Raw genomic sequence first — 15,758 nt, forward strand, 5'->3', positions numbered from 1 at the left:
CCCTGCGCGGCCGCGGCGCGCGTCAGCGGCGACCGGAGCAGCGGAGCCGGCCGTTGTCGTTCTCGATGTCTCCTCTGCACCTCCTCCAGTCCACCATCCGTGTATCGTGGAAGTTGCCCCTCCGATCCTCGCAGCGGGCGAACAGCGTGCCTCGCTCCGTCCGGACGTTCCTGCACGTCTGGAGGTAGGAGCCGCGCGGCGGACGACCCCTGTCCTGGGCTTGCGCCACATCGCTGCTGGACAGCACGGCGGACAGCGAGAGCGCGCCGAGGATCAGCGCGCCGAGCGTATTCTTCATGGTTCTCCCCTTGGCGCACCGCTCCGCAGAGCGGTGCAGTTGACGATGTCCTGGGGCGGGCGCTCCAGAGGCGCAATCCTGCTGGAACCGGGGCCTTGAGCCGGAGCGTGGGCCATCGAGCCGCAGAGACACGGCAGGCGCGGAGAGGAGTGGAGGCCGGAGCGCTGGTCTTCTGCGCTCTTGAAGCCGTGGTTCTCCGTGTCTCCGTGGAGCGAACTCTCTGCATCTTCCAGGGCGCGTCGGCCTGTTCGTGCTCTGGCGTGTGGGCGGCGCGTCCATCGCGCAGGGATGTGATATGTGGAGATGGATAGACGGGGCAGGGAATGACGACATCGCGCAGATCCTGGTCAGAGCCTGGCCTCCGCTCGCAGCTCATGGCGCTCATGGACACGGTGTTCCCCGGCCTGGCGCAGGTCATCGATCGGGCGCGCGCGCTCGGCGCCGCCTGGGAGGACGTGACCACGCCGTTCGTCGCCTCGGCCGAGGGCGCGCCCGTGAGCCAGGTCAGCGTGCTGTGCCTCGCCATGGTGCTGGACGGGAGGCCGACGGACGTGGGCTGCATCCACGCGGTCTGCACGCCCCCGGCGCACCGCCGGCGGGGGCACTATGCGTCCGCCATGCGGGCTGCGCTCGCGTTCTGTGACGAGCGGTATCCGGCGGCGCTGCTCTGCACGGCGCAGCCGGAGCTCTACGAGCCGTTCGGCTTCCGGGTCGTCGACGAGCACAAGGTGGTCGCCGGGGCCGGGCCGCGGCTGGATCGGCGGCCGATGCGGCCTTTCCGGCTCGCCGACGAGGAGGATCGCGCGATCTTCCAGCGGCTCGCGTCGCGCCGCGCGCCTGCCTCGCCGAGGCTGGGGGTCACCGGTCCGGCCGCGGTGTTCGTGGTCAACGAGCTGGATCGGCCGCTGTTCTATGCCGAGGATCTCGATGCCATCGTCTCCCTGGAGATCGCCGGCGACGTCCTGTGCCTTTACGATGTCGTGGCCCAGGAGCTGCCGCCGCTCGACGAGATCCTCCGCCGGCTGCCGGCGCCGGTGCGGCGCGTGGAGCTCTTCGCGTGCCCGGATGCGCTCGGCATGGTGGGGACGGCGGAGCCGCACGTCTTCGTGGACGGGGACGACGCCGTGGGCGGCGCGGGGGCGGTGCGGCTGATGGTGCGCGGGCCCTTTCCGGAAGGGCCGCTGATGCTGCCGCGGCCGTTCCGGTGCTGAGGAGCGCCCGCGGCGGCGCTCAGCGCAGGGCCTGCTCTGCGCTGGACGCCGCGAGCGCCTGACCGAGCCACCTCTCCAAGGTCGCGAGGTCGGTGCACGCCTCGATGCGCGCCGCATCCTCCGGGGTGAGCGCGAGCTGCCGGTGCGCGAGCACGCGGCGCAGGGCCGCGCGCGCCTCGTCGAGGCGACCCTCGAGGCGACCCTCGAGGCGGCCTTCGTCGACCAGACGCTGCTTCATCTTGGGATTGGCCGTGAGCAGGACTTCCAGGATGCGGTCCTGGCGCGCGTCGATCTCGGGATCGCCGGTCCTGGCGAACCGCCACAGGAGCTCCTCACGGGCCGTCGTCGACATGGGCAGGTACTGTAGCATGGACAGCACCCATTCAAGCGGCCGGCGCGGCGCCACCCAGCGGGCGAACTCGTCGAGCGGCTGCCCCGAACGGGCGACAAGGAACGGCACCAGCTCGTCGCGCAGCGGGAGCTCGTTCGCCGCCACCCACACGAAGCAACGCCCCAGCGGCTCCACCGCGTAGCAGCCAGGAGCGAAGCGAACCGGATGGCGCGCCTGCCTCAGCCACTCCGGAACGTGCGGCGCCGCCAACCAGAGCGGCGTCTCGCCCGGCCAGGACGGCGCGCTCTCCTCGACCCGTTGCACCTGCCTGGCCTGCCGGCGAAGCAGGGCCCGCTCCACCGCGCTCATGTCCAGATGGTCCCCCGCGAGCTTCAGCTCCACCACGATCTCTTCGTACATCTGAGCGGCCGGCCACGGAGCCGGCAGATGCGCAAGGATGCCGGGGCGGTGAATCACGAGCAGCCCGTCGGCCTGCACCTTCTCCAGCCTGATCTCGGGTGGATCCCGCCACATTACCGCACCGGCCGTGACCCGCTCTGTCTCTTCGGCAAACGTCCGCTTCGCGAACAGGTCCGGCTGACCCATGGTGTTGCGGGAGGTAGCAGACAGGGAGCGCTGCAGCCAACGTCACGTGCAGGCGGCAACCTCACGGATCACCCTCCGAGCACGACCACCGCAATGCCGCCGCTTGAAGCACGATGAAAGGTGCAATCCTCGAACTAAAACCGAGCTGTCTCCGTAAGTACCTGGCAGGTACGTTGCAGCCGGGATCTCGCCGTCAATGGCCTCGCGGATGCGCTGAGAGCATGTTATGCAGGAGGGCGTGCGGGTCTTCTTCACGGTCGCGATGTCCGTCACGTCGGCTGCCGTCGGCTTGAGCAGCGTCGGTTGCGCGGACGAACACGTCCCTGCGTCAGGAAGCCAATCCGGCGGCGGTGGGGTGGGCGGCAACGGTCTCGGCGGCAACGGCCCTGGCGGCAACGGCCTCGGTGGCAACGGCCTCGGTGGCAACGGCCCCGGCGGCGGCGCGGAGGTGTCGTCCGCCTCCAGCAGCGCAGAGGCGTCCAGCTCGGTCGGCGCCGGGGGAGGGGAGGAGGGGCAGCTCGACAGGTTCGGGATAGCGATGCTGCGGCCCACGCTGCCTTCGGGCAAAGCGTGGTTCTCGACCTGGGACAACGGCGTCGCGCGCACGTTTTCGGGGATCGATCCGGCCGACGCCTGGTTCGACGCCGACCACGGCGATGCGTCCTATGACACCGACGGCCAGGGCATTCTCAAGATCAGCGGCCGCGTCCCACGGATGTACGTGCACGACCCTGCGCTCGCCGACCCGTGGGGCGACGTCGAGGTGACGATGTATTTCCTGCGGGCCGCCGACGACGGGACACCTTATGGCGGCCTCGTCGCCATGACGCGCACCAACCACGGCACGATCGGCGACGAGGACGTCAACAAATGCGACACGCGCGGGATCGCCGCCCGCATGCGCTACGACGGCAAGATCGATTTCGAGAAGGAGACGAATCACCCCGCCTCCTCGGCCATCCTCGGCAAGACGTACTGGGAAGGCGGCATGCCGGAGCAGGTATGGATCGGGTACAAGCAGCTCGTCTACGACCTGCCGAACGGCGATGTGAAGCAGGAGCTCTGGATCGACGAGACCGACGGCGCGAGCGGAGGCACCTGGGTGAAGATCCACGAGCACGTCGACAAGGGGACCGACTTCGGTGTGGGAGGCGAGCCCTGTCGGCCGGGCATCGATCCCGCAATGAAGCTCACGCGGGAGCCGTCCCGGGAGGGCTCGGAGACCGGCAAGCCCAACATCAGCGTCTATTTCCGGAGCGACGGGGTGGGCTCCGACGGGCTCCTGTACAAGAAGGGCAGCGTCCGCGAGATCGTGCCCTGACGGCGCCCGCGCACGAGCGGACGAGGGAGAGCATGTACGACCGGTTCCTGCGGGAGCGCCGCGGTGGCTAGGATATGCTCGGCGGCGGATGCCCAGCTCGTCGCCGAATCCCACCGGAACCCCGCTCGGGCAGGGCGCCCGCCTCGGTCCCTTCCGGCTCGTCCGGCAGCTCGGCAGCGGCGGGTTCGCGCCGGTCTGGCTCGCCGAGGAGATCTACGAAGGCAGGAAGCTCCGCGACGTCGCCATCAAGCTCTTCTTCGTACCCGAGCAGCTCGCGGGCTCCCCCGACGCGACGGCCGCGTGGCGAGACACGATTCTCGACGAGGCGCAGGCGCTCTGCCGGGTCGAGCACCCGAACGTCGTGCGGTTCTATTCGTTCCAGCGCGACGACGCCCTCGGCGTTGTCGGCCTGGTGATGGAGTATGTGGCCGGCACGAGCCTCGATGCGCTCTCTCGCGAGGCAGGCCGCCTCCCCGAGCGCGCCGTCCTCGAAGCGGCGTCCGCCGTCGCCTGGGCGCTCTCCGCGGTGCACGCCGCCGGGCTCGTCCATCGGGACGTCAAGCCCGCCAACGTCGTCCGCGGGTCGGGCGTCTACAAGCTGATCGATTTCGGGATCTCCGGGGGAAACGCGCGGAGCTGGGTCGATCGGGGGCTCGCCGCCCCCGCCGGGCCGCCGCCCACCGTGGCGGTCGACGGATACTCCGGCACGGTGCTGGCCGAGGAGCCTGCGGGCGCGACCATGACGTTGAGCGTGCCCGCGGTCGCCGGCCCCGTCCGGGAGCTGGGCTCCGTGCTCGCGGGCACACCCGGCTACATCGCTCCAGAGTGTGCCGTCGGCCAGTCCGCCACGCCCGCCAGCGATCTCTACGCGCTCGGCGTCCTGATCTTCCGCCTGAGGACCGGCAGCCTCCCCGCCGAGCTCGAGCAGCGCAGCGGGGAGCCCGCGCACTGGCTCCTCGTGCCGCGGCGACCGGCTCCCCCGCTCGAGGCGCTCGTGCCCGATCCGACGACGGCGACCGGCCTCCTCTCTGGCCTTACAGCGACGCTGGTCGCTCTGGATCCTCAGAGCCGTCCCCGGCACGCCGATCAGGTCGCGCGCGAGCTCGATCGCATCCTCGCCGCGCTCGATCCCGAGCATGCCCCGCCAGGGAGCAAGGAAGGGTCGCGGCCGCCACTTCGCGGGTCCGACCGCTCCGCGCGGCCCTCGCCGGAGGATCGCCCCGCGCGGCCGCCGCCCGAGGACCGCCCCGCGCGGCCGCCTCCTGACGGCCGGCCACCGCTCCTCGGGCGGCGAGCCGAGCTCGACGCGATCGCGCGCGCTGCGCAGGCCGCGCAGGAGGGCCGCGTGCGCGGGATCGTGGTGGGCGGCCACCAGGGGATCGGGCGCAGCCGGCTCCTCGACGCCGCGGTCGAGCGCACCGGATGGGATCTGCGCCACGTCGTCCGGCTCCGGTGCCTGCCCGAGCGACGGAGCCCGTTCTACCCGCTGCGCCGCGCCGCCGAGGAGCTCGGCGAGAGCGACCTCCCCGAGCTCCGCGCGCTCCCCGCGGCGCTGGAGCGGGCGCTGTCTCCGGCGCTGCTCCCCTCCGCGGACGAGGTCGCGCACACGGTCGAGTCCATCGAGGACGCGCTGCTGCGCGCGAGCGCCCGCGAGCCGCTGCTGCTCCTCGTCGACGATCTGCAGTGGGCCGACGCGGCGACGCTGGAGCTGATCAAGCTGCTCCTGCGGCGCGCCGCCGCGGAGGCGCAGGGCCGGCTGCTCGTGGTGGCGGCCGCGCGCAGCGAGCCGAGCCGGCCGGCGCCCCTGCGCGCCCTGCTGGGCGAGGTGCGGGCGCGGGTGTGTCCCGGGGTGACCTACCTCGGCCTCGCGCCGCTCGACCCTGAGGCCGCCGCCGAGCTCGCGCAGGCGGTGGGCCGCGGCCTGCATCCAGAGGCCACGCAGGGCGGGGCCGCGGCGCTCGTTGCCCCGTTCGCCCCGCTCGCGCCCGCGCTGGAGCGGGCCGTGGTCGCGACGTCCGGAGGCGTGCCCTTCTACATCGTGCACGCGATCATGGCGTGGCACGAGAGCGGCGCCCTGGCGCTCCGCGACGGGACCCTCTGCGCCGCCGACGACCGGGCCCTGCGGGGAGAGGTCCCCGGCGTGGCCGATCTGCTCGAGGCCCGGGTGGCCTCGTTCGCCGACGACAGCGCCGCCGAGCGCAGCGCCCTGCGGACCCTCGCCGCGGTGGCGCTCTGCGGCGGCGGGCTCGGCGTCGACGTGCTCCTGCGCGTCGTGGGGGACGACGAGCGCGCCGAGGCGGCGCTCGAGGCGCTCGGCGGGTCGGGCGTCCTGACGGCCTCCGGCGACGCGCAGGAGTACAGCTTCCCGCAGGAGATGCTGCGGCAGGCGGCGCTCCACCTGACGCAGCGGCGGCCGTGGTTCCAGCGGCTGCACCGGGCGCTGCTCGACGCGCTCGCGGAGGGCGCGCAGGGGCGCGTGGACGCGGGGCTGCTCGGCGCGGGCTACGAGCGGCTCGGCGCGGTGGCCGAGGCGCGCCGCTGGCTCGGCCGCGCGATGGCCGAGGCGGCCGCCGCGGGGCTCTTCGAGGAGGCGGCGGCGTTCGCGGATCGGCTGGCCGCGCTCGCGGCGGATCCCGAGGCGCGCGCCGGCCTCGAGATCGACGCGGTCCGGGCGCTCATCCAGGGGCGGAAGCTCGAGGAGGCGAGCCGGCGGCTCGCGCGCCTCTCGGAGCACGCCGTCGTGGCGCGCGGCGGGCCGCTCGACGTGCGCCGGCGCATCCACCGGCTCGAGGTGGCGCGCGGGCTCAGCGAGGCGGGGGCCGACGATCCGGGGCTGCTCGCCGACGCGGACGCGCTCGGCGAGGCCGCGCTCCGCTGCGAGGCGCGGATGGCGCTCGCCGGGGTGGCCGCCGGGGATCGCGCGATGGAGCTCGCGGGCGAGGCGGTGGAGCTCGCGGCGGGCGCGGGACCCGCGGCCGAGCTCGCGGCCCGCGTGCTCCGGTGCGAGCTGAACTACGCGCAGAACCGCCGCGATCACGAGCTGCTGGAGCGCGATCTCCAGCGCGCGCTCGCCATCGCGGCGCCGCTGGCCTCGGCGTGGCACAGGGTCCACATCGGCGGCGATCTCGCGGTGCTCGAGGCCGAGCTCGGGCGGACCGGCGTGGCGATCGACCGGCTGCGCAGGCTCGTCGCCGAGGCCGAGCAGCAGGGGATGCGGGGCCAGCTCCGGCTGCTCCTGCAGAACCTCTCGGCCTTCCTGATGCGCGAGGGGCGCGCCGCCGAGGCGGCGGAGGTCGCGCGGCGGACCGCGGAGCTCGCGGCGCAGGACGGCGACCCCGCGCTCCGCGCGGCGGCGCTCTCGCTCCTGGCGGCGGCGCTCACGCGGGCGGGCCGGCCCGCCGCCGCGCTGGAGAGCGCAGATCAGGCCGAGCAGCTCCAGCGGGCGCGGGGGGACCGATACCACGCGCTGACGCTGCTCCGGCGCGCCGAGATTCACTGGGAGCTGGAGCGGGTGGGGGAGGCCCTCGAGGACGCGGTGGAGGCCCGGCGCGTGGCCGAGGAGCACGGCGACGACAGCATCGCCGCCGGCGCGCGCCTGTGGGCGGCGCTGCGCCGCGCGCAGCTCGGCAAGATCGAGGCGGAGCGCCGGCGGCTCGTCGGGGAGGTGCGCGCGTCGAGCCCGCGCGTCATCGGCCTCCTGCGGGGCCTGCTGCCGGAGATGGCGGCGTGGCTCGACGAGGGGGTGATCTAGCGCTTTGCACAATCCGCCCATCCAGCGGATCGCGCCCAGGTCGCTCGAGCTGGCGCGAGACCGGGAAGCACAGGATCGGCTGTGGCGCGAGAGCGCGGCCATGGCGGGCATCGAGTGAAAACTGCCTGTTGCCGAGGCGATCCGCGCTCCTGGAGGCGAACCGAGCGCGGCTGCTCATGAAGGAGCGCAGGATGATCCGTCGCGAACACGAGTGTCGAGGAGGTCGCTGACGCCATGGGGATGTGCCGGCTTGCTTCAACCGTCGCGCTTTGCGTCACCGCGGCGCTCACCGGCTGCTTCGGGGCGCCGGGCTATAGCGGTCCGCGAACGGGGCATTTCGACGGTCACGAGTTCCACAACGATCCCAGGGTGTCGCAGCCAGGCGTGGGGGACGTCTTCCGCTGGATGTCCTCGAGCGAGGAGGTTCGCTGGTGTGAGGCGCCCCCGGTCGTGCCCACCCAGCCGCCCGCCCGGGTCGACGAGGGCATCCGTGTCACCTTCGTCAACCATGCGACGGTCCTCGTGCAGATGGACGGCATCTCGGTCCTCACCGATCCGGTCTGGTCGGAGCGCGTCGGCCCCGCCTCGTTCGTCGGCCAATCGCGCCAGGCCGCCCCTGGGGTCCGCTTCGACGATCTTCCGAGGATCGACGCCGTGGTGCTCAGCCACTCGCACTACGACCATTGCGACGTCGCGACGTTGGACGCGCTCGAGGAGCGGTTCGGCATGCCCGTCTTCGCCGGCCTCGGCTCTGCGGCCATGCTCGCAGCGCACGACGTCGGCGGCGGCGAGGACCTCGACTGGTGGCAATCGGCGCCCGTGGGCGAGAGCGGCGTGACCGTGACCATGACGCCGGCGCGCCACGGGTCGCAGCGTGGCCTCGGCGACCGAAATGTCGTGCTCTGGGGCGGCTTCGTGCTGAAGGGCCCGTCCGGGTCGGTGTTCTTCGCGGGCGACACCGCGTTCGCCCCGCACTTCGCCGAGATCAGGCGAAGACTCGGCGCCCCCACGGTCGCGCTCCTTCCGATCGGCGCCTACCGGCCGCGCTGGTTCATGCAGAACGTCCACCTGGATCCGGCCGACGCCGTGCGCGCCCACCAGGCGCTCCGCGCGGAGCGCTCGGTCGGCATCCACTGGGGGACATTCGATCTCTCCGACGAGGGTAGGTTCCAGCCCGCGGGGGAGCTGATGATGGCGCTGCGGAGAGCGCGCGTGCCGGAGGCGAACTTTGTCGCGGCAGAGAATGGCGAGAGCTTTCTGTTCGGCATCGCAGGGCCGAATTAGACGGAGTGCATCTTTGAACGCTTGGTCTCCGGCTCGCTGCTCACGCGCGCCGCTGTGGCCTCGTTGCAAGCATTCGGCAGCTTCCAGCGACTGGTCCTGAAAAGTTACTTCCCCGCCAGGGCGCGGTCGATGGCGGCGCGCAGCACGCCGATGGGCTGCGCCCCCATGACGCGGCGGCCATTCACGAACAGCGTCGGAGTGCCTCTGATCGCGAGCCGGTCGCCCTCCTCGAAGTCGGCGGCCACCTGGGCCTCCAGCGCGGGGGACTCCATGTCCCGCGCGAACCGCGCCACGTCCAGCCCGAGATCCGCCGCGCGCTCCTCCAGGCCCGCCTCGTCGAGCGCGCCCTGCGCCTTGTCGAACAGCGCCGCCTGGTACTCCCAGAACCTGCCCTGCGCGTGCGCCGCCAGGGACGCCCGCGCCGCGACGCGCGCCTGCTTGTGGATGGGCAGGGGACGGTGCTTGAAGGTGAGGCGGAGCTTGCCGGGGTACTCGTGCTCGACCTGGTCGAGCACGCCCGCGAACTTGCTGGAGAACGGGCACTGGAAATCGGAGAAGACCACCAGCGTCACCGGCGCATTGGCCGGGCCGCGGGTCGGCGCATTGCGGATGTCGACCTGCTCGACCTCCTCGCCGATCCTGTGCTCCGGCCCGTGATCTCCGGCCCCGTCGCACGAGCCGCAGTCGCCGCCCGGCTCGGGATTGCAGGCCCCCCCGGGCCCGTGGATCGCGGGCACCTCCGCCGCATTTGCCGTCGCGGGCTTCTGGGCCGCCGCATTTGCAGTCGCGGGCTTCTGGGCCGCGGCGCGGGGCGCGGCGGCCGGCGGCGCGACCTCCTCGATCGGGGCCGTGCCGTCCGGCGCATTGCTGCACGCGGCGGTGAGCACGAGGGCGAGGGCTGTGGCGGCAGCGCGGAGAGGGCAGGCGAGCGGGGAGCGGGTCGAAGGGCGCATGGTCTGTTCCTCCTCGGCCCGCGGCGCGCGGCATTCGCGTCGCCATGGTGGCGTCGCCGTTTCGTCGGGCCTCACTCCCCCTGTGGCCGCTACGGCTCGGGAGTTACACACGACATATCAGCGCACGCCATTTCGTCGTCGCAGGCCTGCCCGGCGCTCGGGCTGTCACCGCGCGGGCGCTCGGACGGATCGACGTCGTGCCCCCCGGGCGTGTCATCGCAGACCTCCCCGCAGGCCGCGCCGTGCTCTTCCTCGAAGACGATCTCCGGCGGGGCAGGCGGCGCGCTCGGGGCGATGCTCGGCGCGGCCGCGCGCGACTCCGGCGCGAGCGGCGTCGCGGCGTCGCGCGGCAGCCCGAGCAGCGCGGCCCCGAGCGCCAGCGCGACGGCGGCCGCGGCGCGCGGGAGCCACCTCTTCAGGGGGCTCGGCGCGCCCATGGCGTGCGCTCGGCTGTCCCGCCTCCCCGAGGGCCCCGCCGCGCGCCGGCGCGCTGGCGCCGGGGCTGCTGCGTGGTCGACCGCCGGCGCGGCCGCGCGCGCGGGCGCGGCCTCCTCGGCGCGGGCCTCGCGCCCCTCGTCGAGCATGCGCATCAGGACGGATTCGAAGGGCGGCGGCTCCGGGATCTCCGCCGCGCGGGCCGCGAACAGCGCCTGCTCGCGGCGCACCCACGCGAGCTCCTCGGCGCACGCGCTGCAGCCGGCGAGGTGCGCCTCCACCTCGGCCGCCTCCGCCGCCGAAAGCTCGCCGAGCGCGTAGGCCTCCACCGCCTCGGGACGGCACCCGCTCATCGCCCACCTCCGTCGTACCGCACGAGCTCCGCGCGCAGCTCCTGCCGCGCGCGGTGGATCTCCACCTTCACCTTGGGCAGGCTCCACTCCATGAGCCGCGCGATCTCCTCGTAGCTGAGGCCGTGATCCAGCCGGAGCAAGAGCGCCGCGCGCCGGTCCTCGCCGAGCTGATCCAGCGCCCCGGCCAGCACCGTGAGCGCCTCGCGCCCCATCAGCTCGTCCTCCGGCGTGCGCGGCGCCCCCGGCGCCCGCGCCGCGCACGCGGCCGGGCGCTCCTCCCAGGCGTCGAGCGGCCCGTCGTCGAGCACCTGCCGCCGCCGCCGCCGCGCCCTCCGGTGCTCCAGCGACACGTGCCGGGCGATGCCGAACAGCCACGGCGCGGGCCGCTCTGGCGTCTCCAGCGTGTGCAGCCGGCGCATGGCCCGCACGAACGTCTCCTGCGTCGCGTCGGCCGCCGCCGCCGTGTCCCCGAGCAGATCGCAGAGGAAGCGGTGGATGGCCCGCGCGTGCGCCGCGTACAGCGCCTCGAGCGCGCGCCTCCGCGCGGCGGGCTCCGCCCCCTCCACCGGCGTGCTCACCGGATCCTCCCCCTCCTGGACCGCGAGCGCCGGGGCCGCCATCCAGACCTCCGAGAGCGATGCCACGAGCCCCATGTGGCCGGACCCGCCCCGGAGTTACAGAAAAAATCGGAAGCCTCCCCGGCTGCGGTCTGGCGGTGAGCGTCCGCCGGAGCTGGAATCTCCTGCTGGCACGCAGCGTCTGCCAGGGCGCGAGCACTCCGCCTCGCCGCGTGACGCGCCGATGCTACTTACGGATGCCACGGATCTTCTCTCACGAAATCGACATCCACCGGCCGGAAGCCCTGGTAGCCTCCCACGCGCTGCTCGTCCTGCAGCGACCTCGAGGCGCTCGCGCAGCGAAGGTCGTCGCTCGGGCGCGCCTTTCCTCTTGACCCTGCACGGGCTCCTCGCGCGCACGCGCGCGCCACAGATCGCCCCGCCGGGCCAAGAAACCGGACGACGTCCACGGGCCGGCGCTGGTAGCCTCCCGGTCATGCCGATCGAGCCGCCCGACCCGCTGAACCTCGCCCGCTTCTTCCAGCACTTCCTCGTCTTCATCGGCCTCGGGACCGCCGTGCTCCCCCGAGCCCTCCAGCGGCCGCGCCGGCGCCACCGGAAGCCGTAGGAGGCGCGAGCTCGCCCCGGACACCTCCCGTGCTCCTGCACCGGAGGAGCGCGGTTTTTGGCCCGAAACGAAGCCCCGCGTACCGTCGGTGGGGTGATCCCCTCGCTGTACGGGCTCGCCGTCTTGTCGGCGGCCCTGGCCTTGGTCGTCGCGCGGTATCGCCCCGAGCACCGCCCCATCACATGGCTCCTCGGATACGGGGTTGTCTCCGACGTCGTGCGCCGGGTCATTCGGCTCTACGTCTTGCAGCCAGTGCGGGCCGAGCTCGGGGGAGCCCCATTCACGGGTTGGGTTCGCGTCGCCGGGCACGTCGAGAGCGCCTTGTTCGTCGGCTGGATGGCCGGGGTGGCGGCGCTCGCGGTGTGGATCTTCGGCCGGCGGCGCCCGTGGGGTGTGCTCGCGGTGTACGTCGTGGCGGTCGCGGGCCTCGCTGCCGGATACCCCACCTTCCGAGGTGAGCTCCTCGGCAAGGCCTACCTCGCCTTGCAGCTCGCGGCGCTTTGCACGTCCGTCGGCTGTCTGCTGCTGTGGTTCGCCGGGAGGGAGCGGGCGAAGGTTCACCACGTCGCGACAGGCCTGATCATCATCACCGAGATGTCGATGCTCGCGGGCCCCTACCGCTTCGGCGTCTTCACTGCTTGGGATCTCGCGCAGTCGATGCTGATCGCGCTGTACGTCACGATCGTTCCTGTTCAGGGGGTAGCGGCATGGCGACGGACGCAGTAGCGTTTACCCTCGCTCAGCTCGTCGTTTTCCTTCTCGCAATCGTCGTTCACAACCGGCGCTTTGCACCAAGGCGCCTCACGTCTGCCGAGCTTGTCGCGCAAGCTGGCGTCGTCAGCGCCCTCGTCGCGCGCTACCTCCGAGGTCGCCGGGCGACACGCGAGGATGTCAAAGACCTCGCGCAAGACGTGCTCCTCGCCGCGTGGGAGGCCAGCGAAGAGGGCCGCTTCCGCCCCGACCCGGACGTACAGCCCGCAGAAGCGCTTCGTGTCTGGATACGGGCGCTGGCCTATCATCGCGTCCGCCATCACCTCGAAAGTGCCCGGGTGCAACGCGAGGAGATCGTCGCGACCCCGCCCCACGCCGAGCACGAGGCACCGACGCCTGATCAGGCCATCGAGCGCGAGGAGCGGCGTCTTGCCCTCCTCGAGGCGCTGCACCAGCTACCCGTGCACGAGGGCGACGTGATCATTGCCCACGACATCTTCGAGATGTCGATCGAGGACGTGGCCGAGCAGCAAGACGCGCCGGTCAGCACGGCTTACAGGTGGCGCTCCCGCGGGATCGATGCGCTGATCAGGGCGCTGCGGCCGCGGCGAGGGTGAGCGACGGGCGCACCTGGACGCCTTGCCCCGCCGCCCGCTCACGGGCAGGCTTCCGTCATGGGTCAGCCCGCCGAGAAGCCGCGCCGCGCGACGTACGCCGACCTCGAGGCCGTCCCGCCGAACAAGGTCGCAGAGCTCATCCGGGGCGTGCTCCACGTCATGCCCCGGCCGGCGCCGCGGCATGCACAGGCAGAGACAGAGCTGGCGACCGAGCTCGTCGGCGCGTTCGGGCGCGGGCGCGGGGGCCCTGGCGGCTGGCGCATCCTGGTAGAGCCCGAGCTGCACTTCGCCGACCCGCACGCGCCTGGTGAGATCGACGCGCTCGTGCCGGACATCGCCGGCTGGCGCCGCGAGCGCATGCCCGAGCTGCCCGAGACGGCGTACTTCGCGCTCGCCCCGGACTGGATCTGCGAGGTCCTGAGCGCCTCGACCGAGGACGTCGACCGCGACGAGAAGATGCCGATCTACGCGCGCGAGGGTGTGCGGCACGCGTGGCTGGTCGACCCGATCCAGCGGACGCTGGAGGTGTACGTGCTCGGCGCGGATCGCCGCTTTGGACCTGCGGTGGTCCACCGCGACGCCGCCCGCGTTCGCGTCGAGCCATTCGACGCCGTCGAGCTCGATCTCTCGGTGCTCTGGGCGAGCTAAGGGAGCCCCTCGTCCGTCACGGAGCTGGGAATCCATCGCCCGGCGGATGGTTGATGCGGCATGAACCGCAGGCTCCCGTGCGCTGGCGTTGCCGGCCCCTCTGGTGCAGGATACGCCCATGGGCAAGCCCGCGCTCGACCTCTCCAAGCTCACCGCAGACGAGAAGCTGGCTCTGATCGATGACCTCTGGCGAAGCCTTTCTTCGGAGGACCTGTCTCTGAGCTCCGAGCTCCGCGATGAGCTTGACCGCCGACTCGATCGCCTCGATCTCGAAGGCCCCATCGGTGTCCCCTGGGAGGACGTCCGTGCCGAGATGACCACCGACGAGCCGTGAGCCGCGTTGTCTTCCTCGCCGAAGCTCGCGCCGAAGCCCTCGAGACCTTCCGCTGGTACGAGGAGCAGCGGTCTGGGCTCGGCGCCGTCTTCCGGCGAGAGCTGGATGACGCCATCCAACGCATTTGGAGCGCACCGCTCTCGTACCCGCCGCTGTACCGAGACCTCCGGCGCGTACTCGTCGAGCGTTTCCCGTACGCGGTCTTCTACCGGATCCTGCCCGCCGCCATCGTGGTTGTTGGAGTGATTCACGGCCGCCGACATCCTCGCGAGTGGAAGCGCCGAGCGTGATCGAATTCCGGAATGGCAACCACCCATCCAATGAAATAGCGTTCTGTGCTCCACGGGGGCGCGTTCTGGAGGGGGGCGCGCGGCGGTTCTTCGCGCGGGAGGCGCAGGGGCGGGCGCGCGTCAGCCGCCCGACTCGATCCAGCAGCCGTTCGCCTGCCCTCCCCACGCGCCCGAGAGGTGGAACTTGTCCGGCGGGTAGATGCCACCCGGGGGGCGCCCCGCGACGGTGATGCGGCGTTCGTGGTCATAACAAGACGAGCCGCTCAAATAAAGATAGCGATCCTTGCCGCCGTTGATCGTCGTATTGAGCGTGACCTGCGTTCCACTCACGGTCTGCCAGCTTCCGCCGACGCGCCTTTCCATCTTCACCGTCAGGTCGTCGTTGCCGTCGCCCTGGCTGACGAAGCACGCCCCGGCGACGATGCGCGAGTATTTGCCCAGGTAGCCGCTCGCCGTCCAGCTCGGCAACGACGTGGTCATGCTCGGGAGGTGCTCGGGATCGTCCACGCCGCCGAACGAGAGCGCCTCATTGTCGAAGTAGCTCTGCCACGACGCCGCTGCGCAGCTCCCGGCGGTCACCTCCGGACCCGCGTCGTAGACGACGGAGAGCATCCGTGTCCCGCCGGCGATCGAGACGTGCTGTTCGAAGAGCCGCGGCGCGACGTCGGCCGAGGCGTCGGCGCTCAGCAGGTACTCGAGCGGCGTGATCTCGGTCCCGTCTTCGTGGACGAGCGGCATGAGCTTGTCGTCCTCGGGCGAAGAGACGACCAGGACGCCGATCCGGGGCGCAGCGCTGCTCGGATCCTCGTCGATCAGCGATACCGTCCCGACACGCGGCACCACGAATCGATTCAGCACCTTGCCCTCGATCCTCTCGACGGCCCGAGCGGGCGGGTCGCCGGCGCTCTCCTGGGGCGTTTCCCGCCCGAAACCGTGCGAGGCCTGGCTCGCGGACGCCTCCCCCGAGACCTGCCCCGTATCGCCCGCCTCGACCGCGCAGCCTGCCGCGAGCAGCGTAGCTGCGACGAAAACACCCGGAATGCGCCTAACGTTCGACATACTCGCCTCCATTTCTGGTGAGGTCTCCTGCGCATTTCGAGCAGTGCATTGGCCGTACCTGTGCGCGCACGGCGCGGATCGCCCGGATTTCAGCCCGTCAGGAGCGAGCGACGTGGGCAACGTGGAACAACGTCGTGACGCTGTCACGCAGGCGCGACGCCGGGTGTCATGCCCGTGCGACAGGGGGCCCCCCTGCGGCGCTCGCCGCCGTCGCGGTCCACGCGGACGGCCCGGAGCTCCGGCTCGACGTCGTGATGTCGCTCTTCGTGTCCGGCGTCGATCCGGCCGCCTGCAGGAGCTCGCCGCGTTCGGTGAAGAGCGCGGAGGGCCCGAGGGCCGGTGCTCTCAGCTGAACGTCTTGCTTGTGGCGA

Annotated in this window: 17 protein-coding genes; 11 read left to right on the plus strand and 6 right to left on the minus strand. The window is 72.3% G+C overall.

The features are described 5' to 3' along the window. Positions 1-22 precede the first annotated feature (22 nt). Entirely contained in the window at positions 23-298 is a 276-nt protein-coding gene (locus WME95_RS09010; protein WP_437908009.1) for a hypothetical protein, read from the minus strand. Positions 299-672: 374 nt separating this feature from the next. Between WME95_RS09010 and WME95_RS09015 the strand changes: the two genes are divergently transcribed. Continuing rightward, positions 673-1,509: a GNAT family N-acetyltransferase gene (locus tag WME95_RS09015; protein ID WP_437908010.1), complete on the plus strand. Its 837-nt coding sequence runs from the start codon at positions 673-675 to the stop codon at positions 1,507-1,509. Between the two features lie 19 nt (positions 1,510-1,528). On the opposite strand, the gene WME95_RS09020 is transcribed toward WME95_RS09015, so the two are convergent. Further along, the gene (locus WME95_RS09020) at positions 1,529-2,446 is read right to left on the minus strand and encodes a hypothetical protein (RefSeq protein WP_437908011.1); all 918 of its coding nucleotides are present in this window, start codon (positions 2,444-2,446) and stop codon (positions 1,529-1,531) included. 226 nt (positions 2,447-2,672) lie between these two features. Between WME95_RS09020 and WME95_RS09025 the strand changes: the two genes are divergently transcribed. The 3 genes from WME95_RS09025 to WME95_RS09035 all read left to right on the plus strand — a co-directional run bounded on the left by WME95_RS09025 (position 2,673) and on the right by WME95_RS09035 (position 8,802). Further along, positions 2,673-3,767, plus strand: coding sequence for a hypothetical protein (locus WME95_RS09025; RefSeq protein ID WP_437908012.1), 1,095 nt, complete (start codon positions 2,673-2,675; stop codon positions 3,765-3,767). Positions 3,768-3,855: 88 nt separating this feature from the next. Continuing rightward, a complete protein-coding gene (locus WME95_RS09030; RefSeq protein ID WP_437908013.1) occupies positions 3,856-7,518 on the plus strand; it encodes a serine/threonine-protein kinase in 3,663 nt (1,220 codons plus the stop codon). Between the two features lie 234 nt (positions 7,519-7,752). After that, a complete protein-coding gene (locus tag WME95_RS09035) occupies positions 7,753-8,802 on the plus strand; it encodes an MBL fold metallo-hydrolase (RefSeq protein WP_437908014.1) in 1,050 nt (349 codons plus the stop codon). Between the two features lie 104 nt (positions 8,803-8,906). On the opposite strand, the gene WME95_RS09040 is transcribed toward WME95_RS09035, so the two are convergent. From WME95_RS09040 to WME95_RS09050, 3 genes are all read right to left on the minus strand, one after another. Beyond that, positions 8,907-9,755 carry a DsbA family protein gene (locus tag WME95_RS09040; protein ID WP_437908015.1) on the minus strand — a complete coding sequence of 283 codons (849 nt, stop codon included), beginning with the start codon at positions 9,753-9,755 and terminating at the stop codon, positions 8,907-8,909. 89 nt (positions 9,756-9,844) lie between these two features. Next, a complete protein-coding gene (locus WME95_RS09045) occupies positions 9,845-10,543 on the minus strand; it encodes a zf-HC2 domain-containing protein (RefSeq protein WP_437908016.1) in 699 nt (232 codons plus the stop codon). After that, positions 10,540-11,196 (minus strand): RNA polymerase sigma factor, encoded by a 657-nt coding sequence (locus WME95_RS09050; protein ID WP_437908017.1) that lies wholly within the window; start codon positions 11,194-11,196, stop codon positions 10,540-10,542. Before WME95_RS09050 ends, WME95_RS09045 begins: the two co-directional genes overlap by 4 nt. Before the next feature lie 400 nt (positions 11,197-11,596). On the opposite strand from WME95_RS09050, the gene WME95_RS09055 reads away from it, so the two are divergent. The 6 genes from WME95_RS09055 (at position 11,597) to WME95_RS09080 (ending at position 14,328) form a co-directional block, all read left to right on the plus strand. Further along, positions 11,597-11,728, plus strand: coding sequence for a hypothetical protein (locus tag WME95_RS09055; RefSeq protein WP_437534149.1), 132 nt, complete (start codon positions 11,597-11,599; stop codon positions 11,726-11,728). A gap of 57 nt (positions 11,729-11,785) precedes the next feature. Then, a complete protein-coding gene (locus WME95_RS09060; RefSeq protein WP_437908018.1) occupies positions 11,786-12,454 on the plus strand; it encodes a hypothetical protein in 669 nt (222 codons plus the stop codon). Next, the gene (locus WME95_RS09065) at positions 12,436-13,056 is read left to right on the plus strand and encodes an RNA polymerase sigma factor (RefSeq protein WP_437908019.1); all 621 of its coding nucleotides are present in this window, start codon (positions 12,436-12,438) and stop codon (positions 13,054-13,056) included. Before WME95_RS09060 ends, WME95_RS09065 begins: the two co-directional genes overlap by 19 nt. A gap of 57 nt (positions 13,057-13,113) precedes the next feature. Then, positions 13,114-13,704, plus strand: coding sequence for a Uma2 family endonuclease (locus WME95_RS09070; RefSeq protein ID WP_437908020.1), 591 nt, complete (start codon positions 13,114-13,116; stop codon positions 13,702-13,704). Positions 13,705-13,822: 118 nt separating this feature from the next. After that, a complete protein-coding gene (locus WME95_RS09075; RefSeq protein ID WP_437908021.1) occupies positions 13,823-14,038 on the plus strand; it encodes an addiction module protein in 216 nt (71 codons plus the stop codon). Continuing rightward, positions 14,035-14,328 carry a type II toxin-antitoxin system RelE/ParE family toxin gene (locus WME95_RS09080; protein WP_437908022.1) on the plus strand — a complete coding sequence of 98 codons (294 nt, stop codon included), beginning with the start codon at positions 14,035-14,037 and terminating at the stop codon, positions 14,326-14,328. The genes WME95_RS09075 and WME95_RS09080 overlap by 4 nt, the downstream gene beginning before the upstream one ends. 120 nt (positions 14,329-14,448) lie before the next feature. Here WME95_RS09080 and WME95_RS09085 read toward each other — a convergent pair whose 3' ends face one another. Further along, positions 14,449-15,387, minus strand: coding sequence for a hypothetical protein (locus WME95_RS09085; protein ID WP_437908023.1), 939 nt, complete (start codon positions 15,385-15,387; stop codon positions 14,449-14,451). A gap of 134 nt (positions 15,388-15,521) precedes the next feature. Here WME95_RS09085 and WME95_RS09090 point away from each other — a divergent pair, with 134 nt between their 5' ends. After that, the gene (locus WME95_RS09090; RefSeq protein WP_437908024.1) at positions 15,522-15,740 is read left to right on the plus strand and encodes a hypothetical protein; all 219 of its coding nucleotides are present in this window, start codon (positions 15,522-15,524) and stop codon (positions 15,738-15,740) included. Positions 15,741-15,758 lie beyond the last annotated feature (18 nt).

It is taken from the genome of Sorangium sp. So ce327 (assembly GCF_051530205.1).
In the GTDB taxonomy this organism is placed as follows: domain Bacteria; phylum Myxococcota_A; class Polyangia; order Polyangiales; family Polyangiaceae; genus Sorangium; species Sorangium cellulosum_B.

Coding starts and splice junctions, on each gene's coding strand:
- WME95_RS09020 (WP_437908011.1), bottom strand. CDS start 2,446: ATGGGTCAGCCGGACCTGTTCGCGAAGCGGACGTTTGCCGAAGAGACA.
- WME95_RS09015 (WP_437908010.1), top strand. CDS start 673: ATGGCGCTCATGGACACGGTGTTCCCCGGCCTGGCGCAGGTCATCGAT.
- WME95_RS09075 (WP_437908021.1), top strand. CDS start 13,823: ATGGGCAAGCCCGCGCTCGACCTCTCCAAGCTCACCGCAGACGAGAAG.
- WME95_RS09045 (WP_437908016.1), bottom strand. CDS start 10,543: ATGAGCGGGTGCCGTCCCGAGGCGGTGGAGGCCTACGCGCTCGGCGAG.
- WME95_RS09010 (WP_437908009.1), bottom strand. CDS start 298: ATGAAGAATACGCTCGGCGCGCTGATCCTCGGCGCGCTCTCGCTGTCC.
- WME95_RS09050 (WP_437908017.1), bottom strand. CDS start 11,196: ATGGGGCTCGTGGCATCGCTCTCGGAGGTCTGGATGGCGGCCCCGGCG.
- WME95_RS09025 (WP_437908012.1), top strand. CDS start 2,673: ATGCAGGAGGGCGTGCGGGTCTTCTTCACGGTCGCGATGTCCGTCACG.
- WME95_RS09040 (WP_437908015.1), bottom strand. CDS start 9,755: ATGCGCCCTTCGACCCGCTCCCCGCTCGCCTGCCCTCTCCGCGCTGCC.
- WME95_RS09030 (WP_437908013.1), top strand. CDS start 3,856: ATGCCCAGCTCGTCGCCGAATCCCACCGGAACCCCGCTCGGGCAGGGC.
- WME95_RS09065 (WP_437908019.1), top strand. CDS start 12,436: ATGGCGACGGACGCAGTAGCGTTTACCCTCGCTCAGCTCGTCGTTTTC.
- WME95_RS09085 (WP_437908023.1), bottom strand. CDS start 15,387: ATGTCGAACGTTAGGCGCATTCCGGGTGTTTTCGTCGCAGCTACGCTG.
- WME95_RS09055 (WP_437534149.1), top strand. CDS start 11,597: ATGCCGATCGAGCCGCCCGACCCGCTGAACCTCGCCCGCTTCTTCCAG.
- WME95_RS09070 (WP_437908020.1), top strand. CDS start 13,114: ATGGGTCAGCCCGCCGAGAAGCCGCGCCGCGCGACGTACGCCGACCTC.
- WME95_RS09035 (WP_437908014.1), top strand. CDS start 7,753: ATGGGGATGTGCCGGCTTGCTTCAACCGTCGCGCTTTGCGTCACCGCG.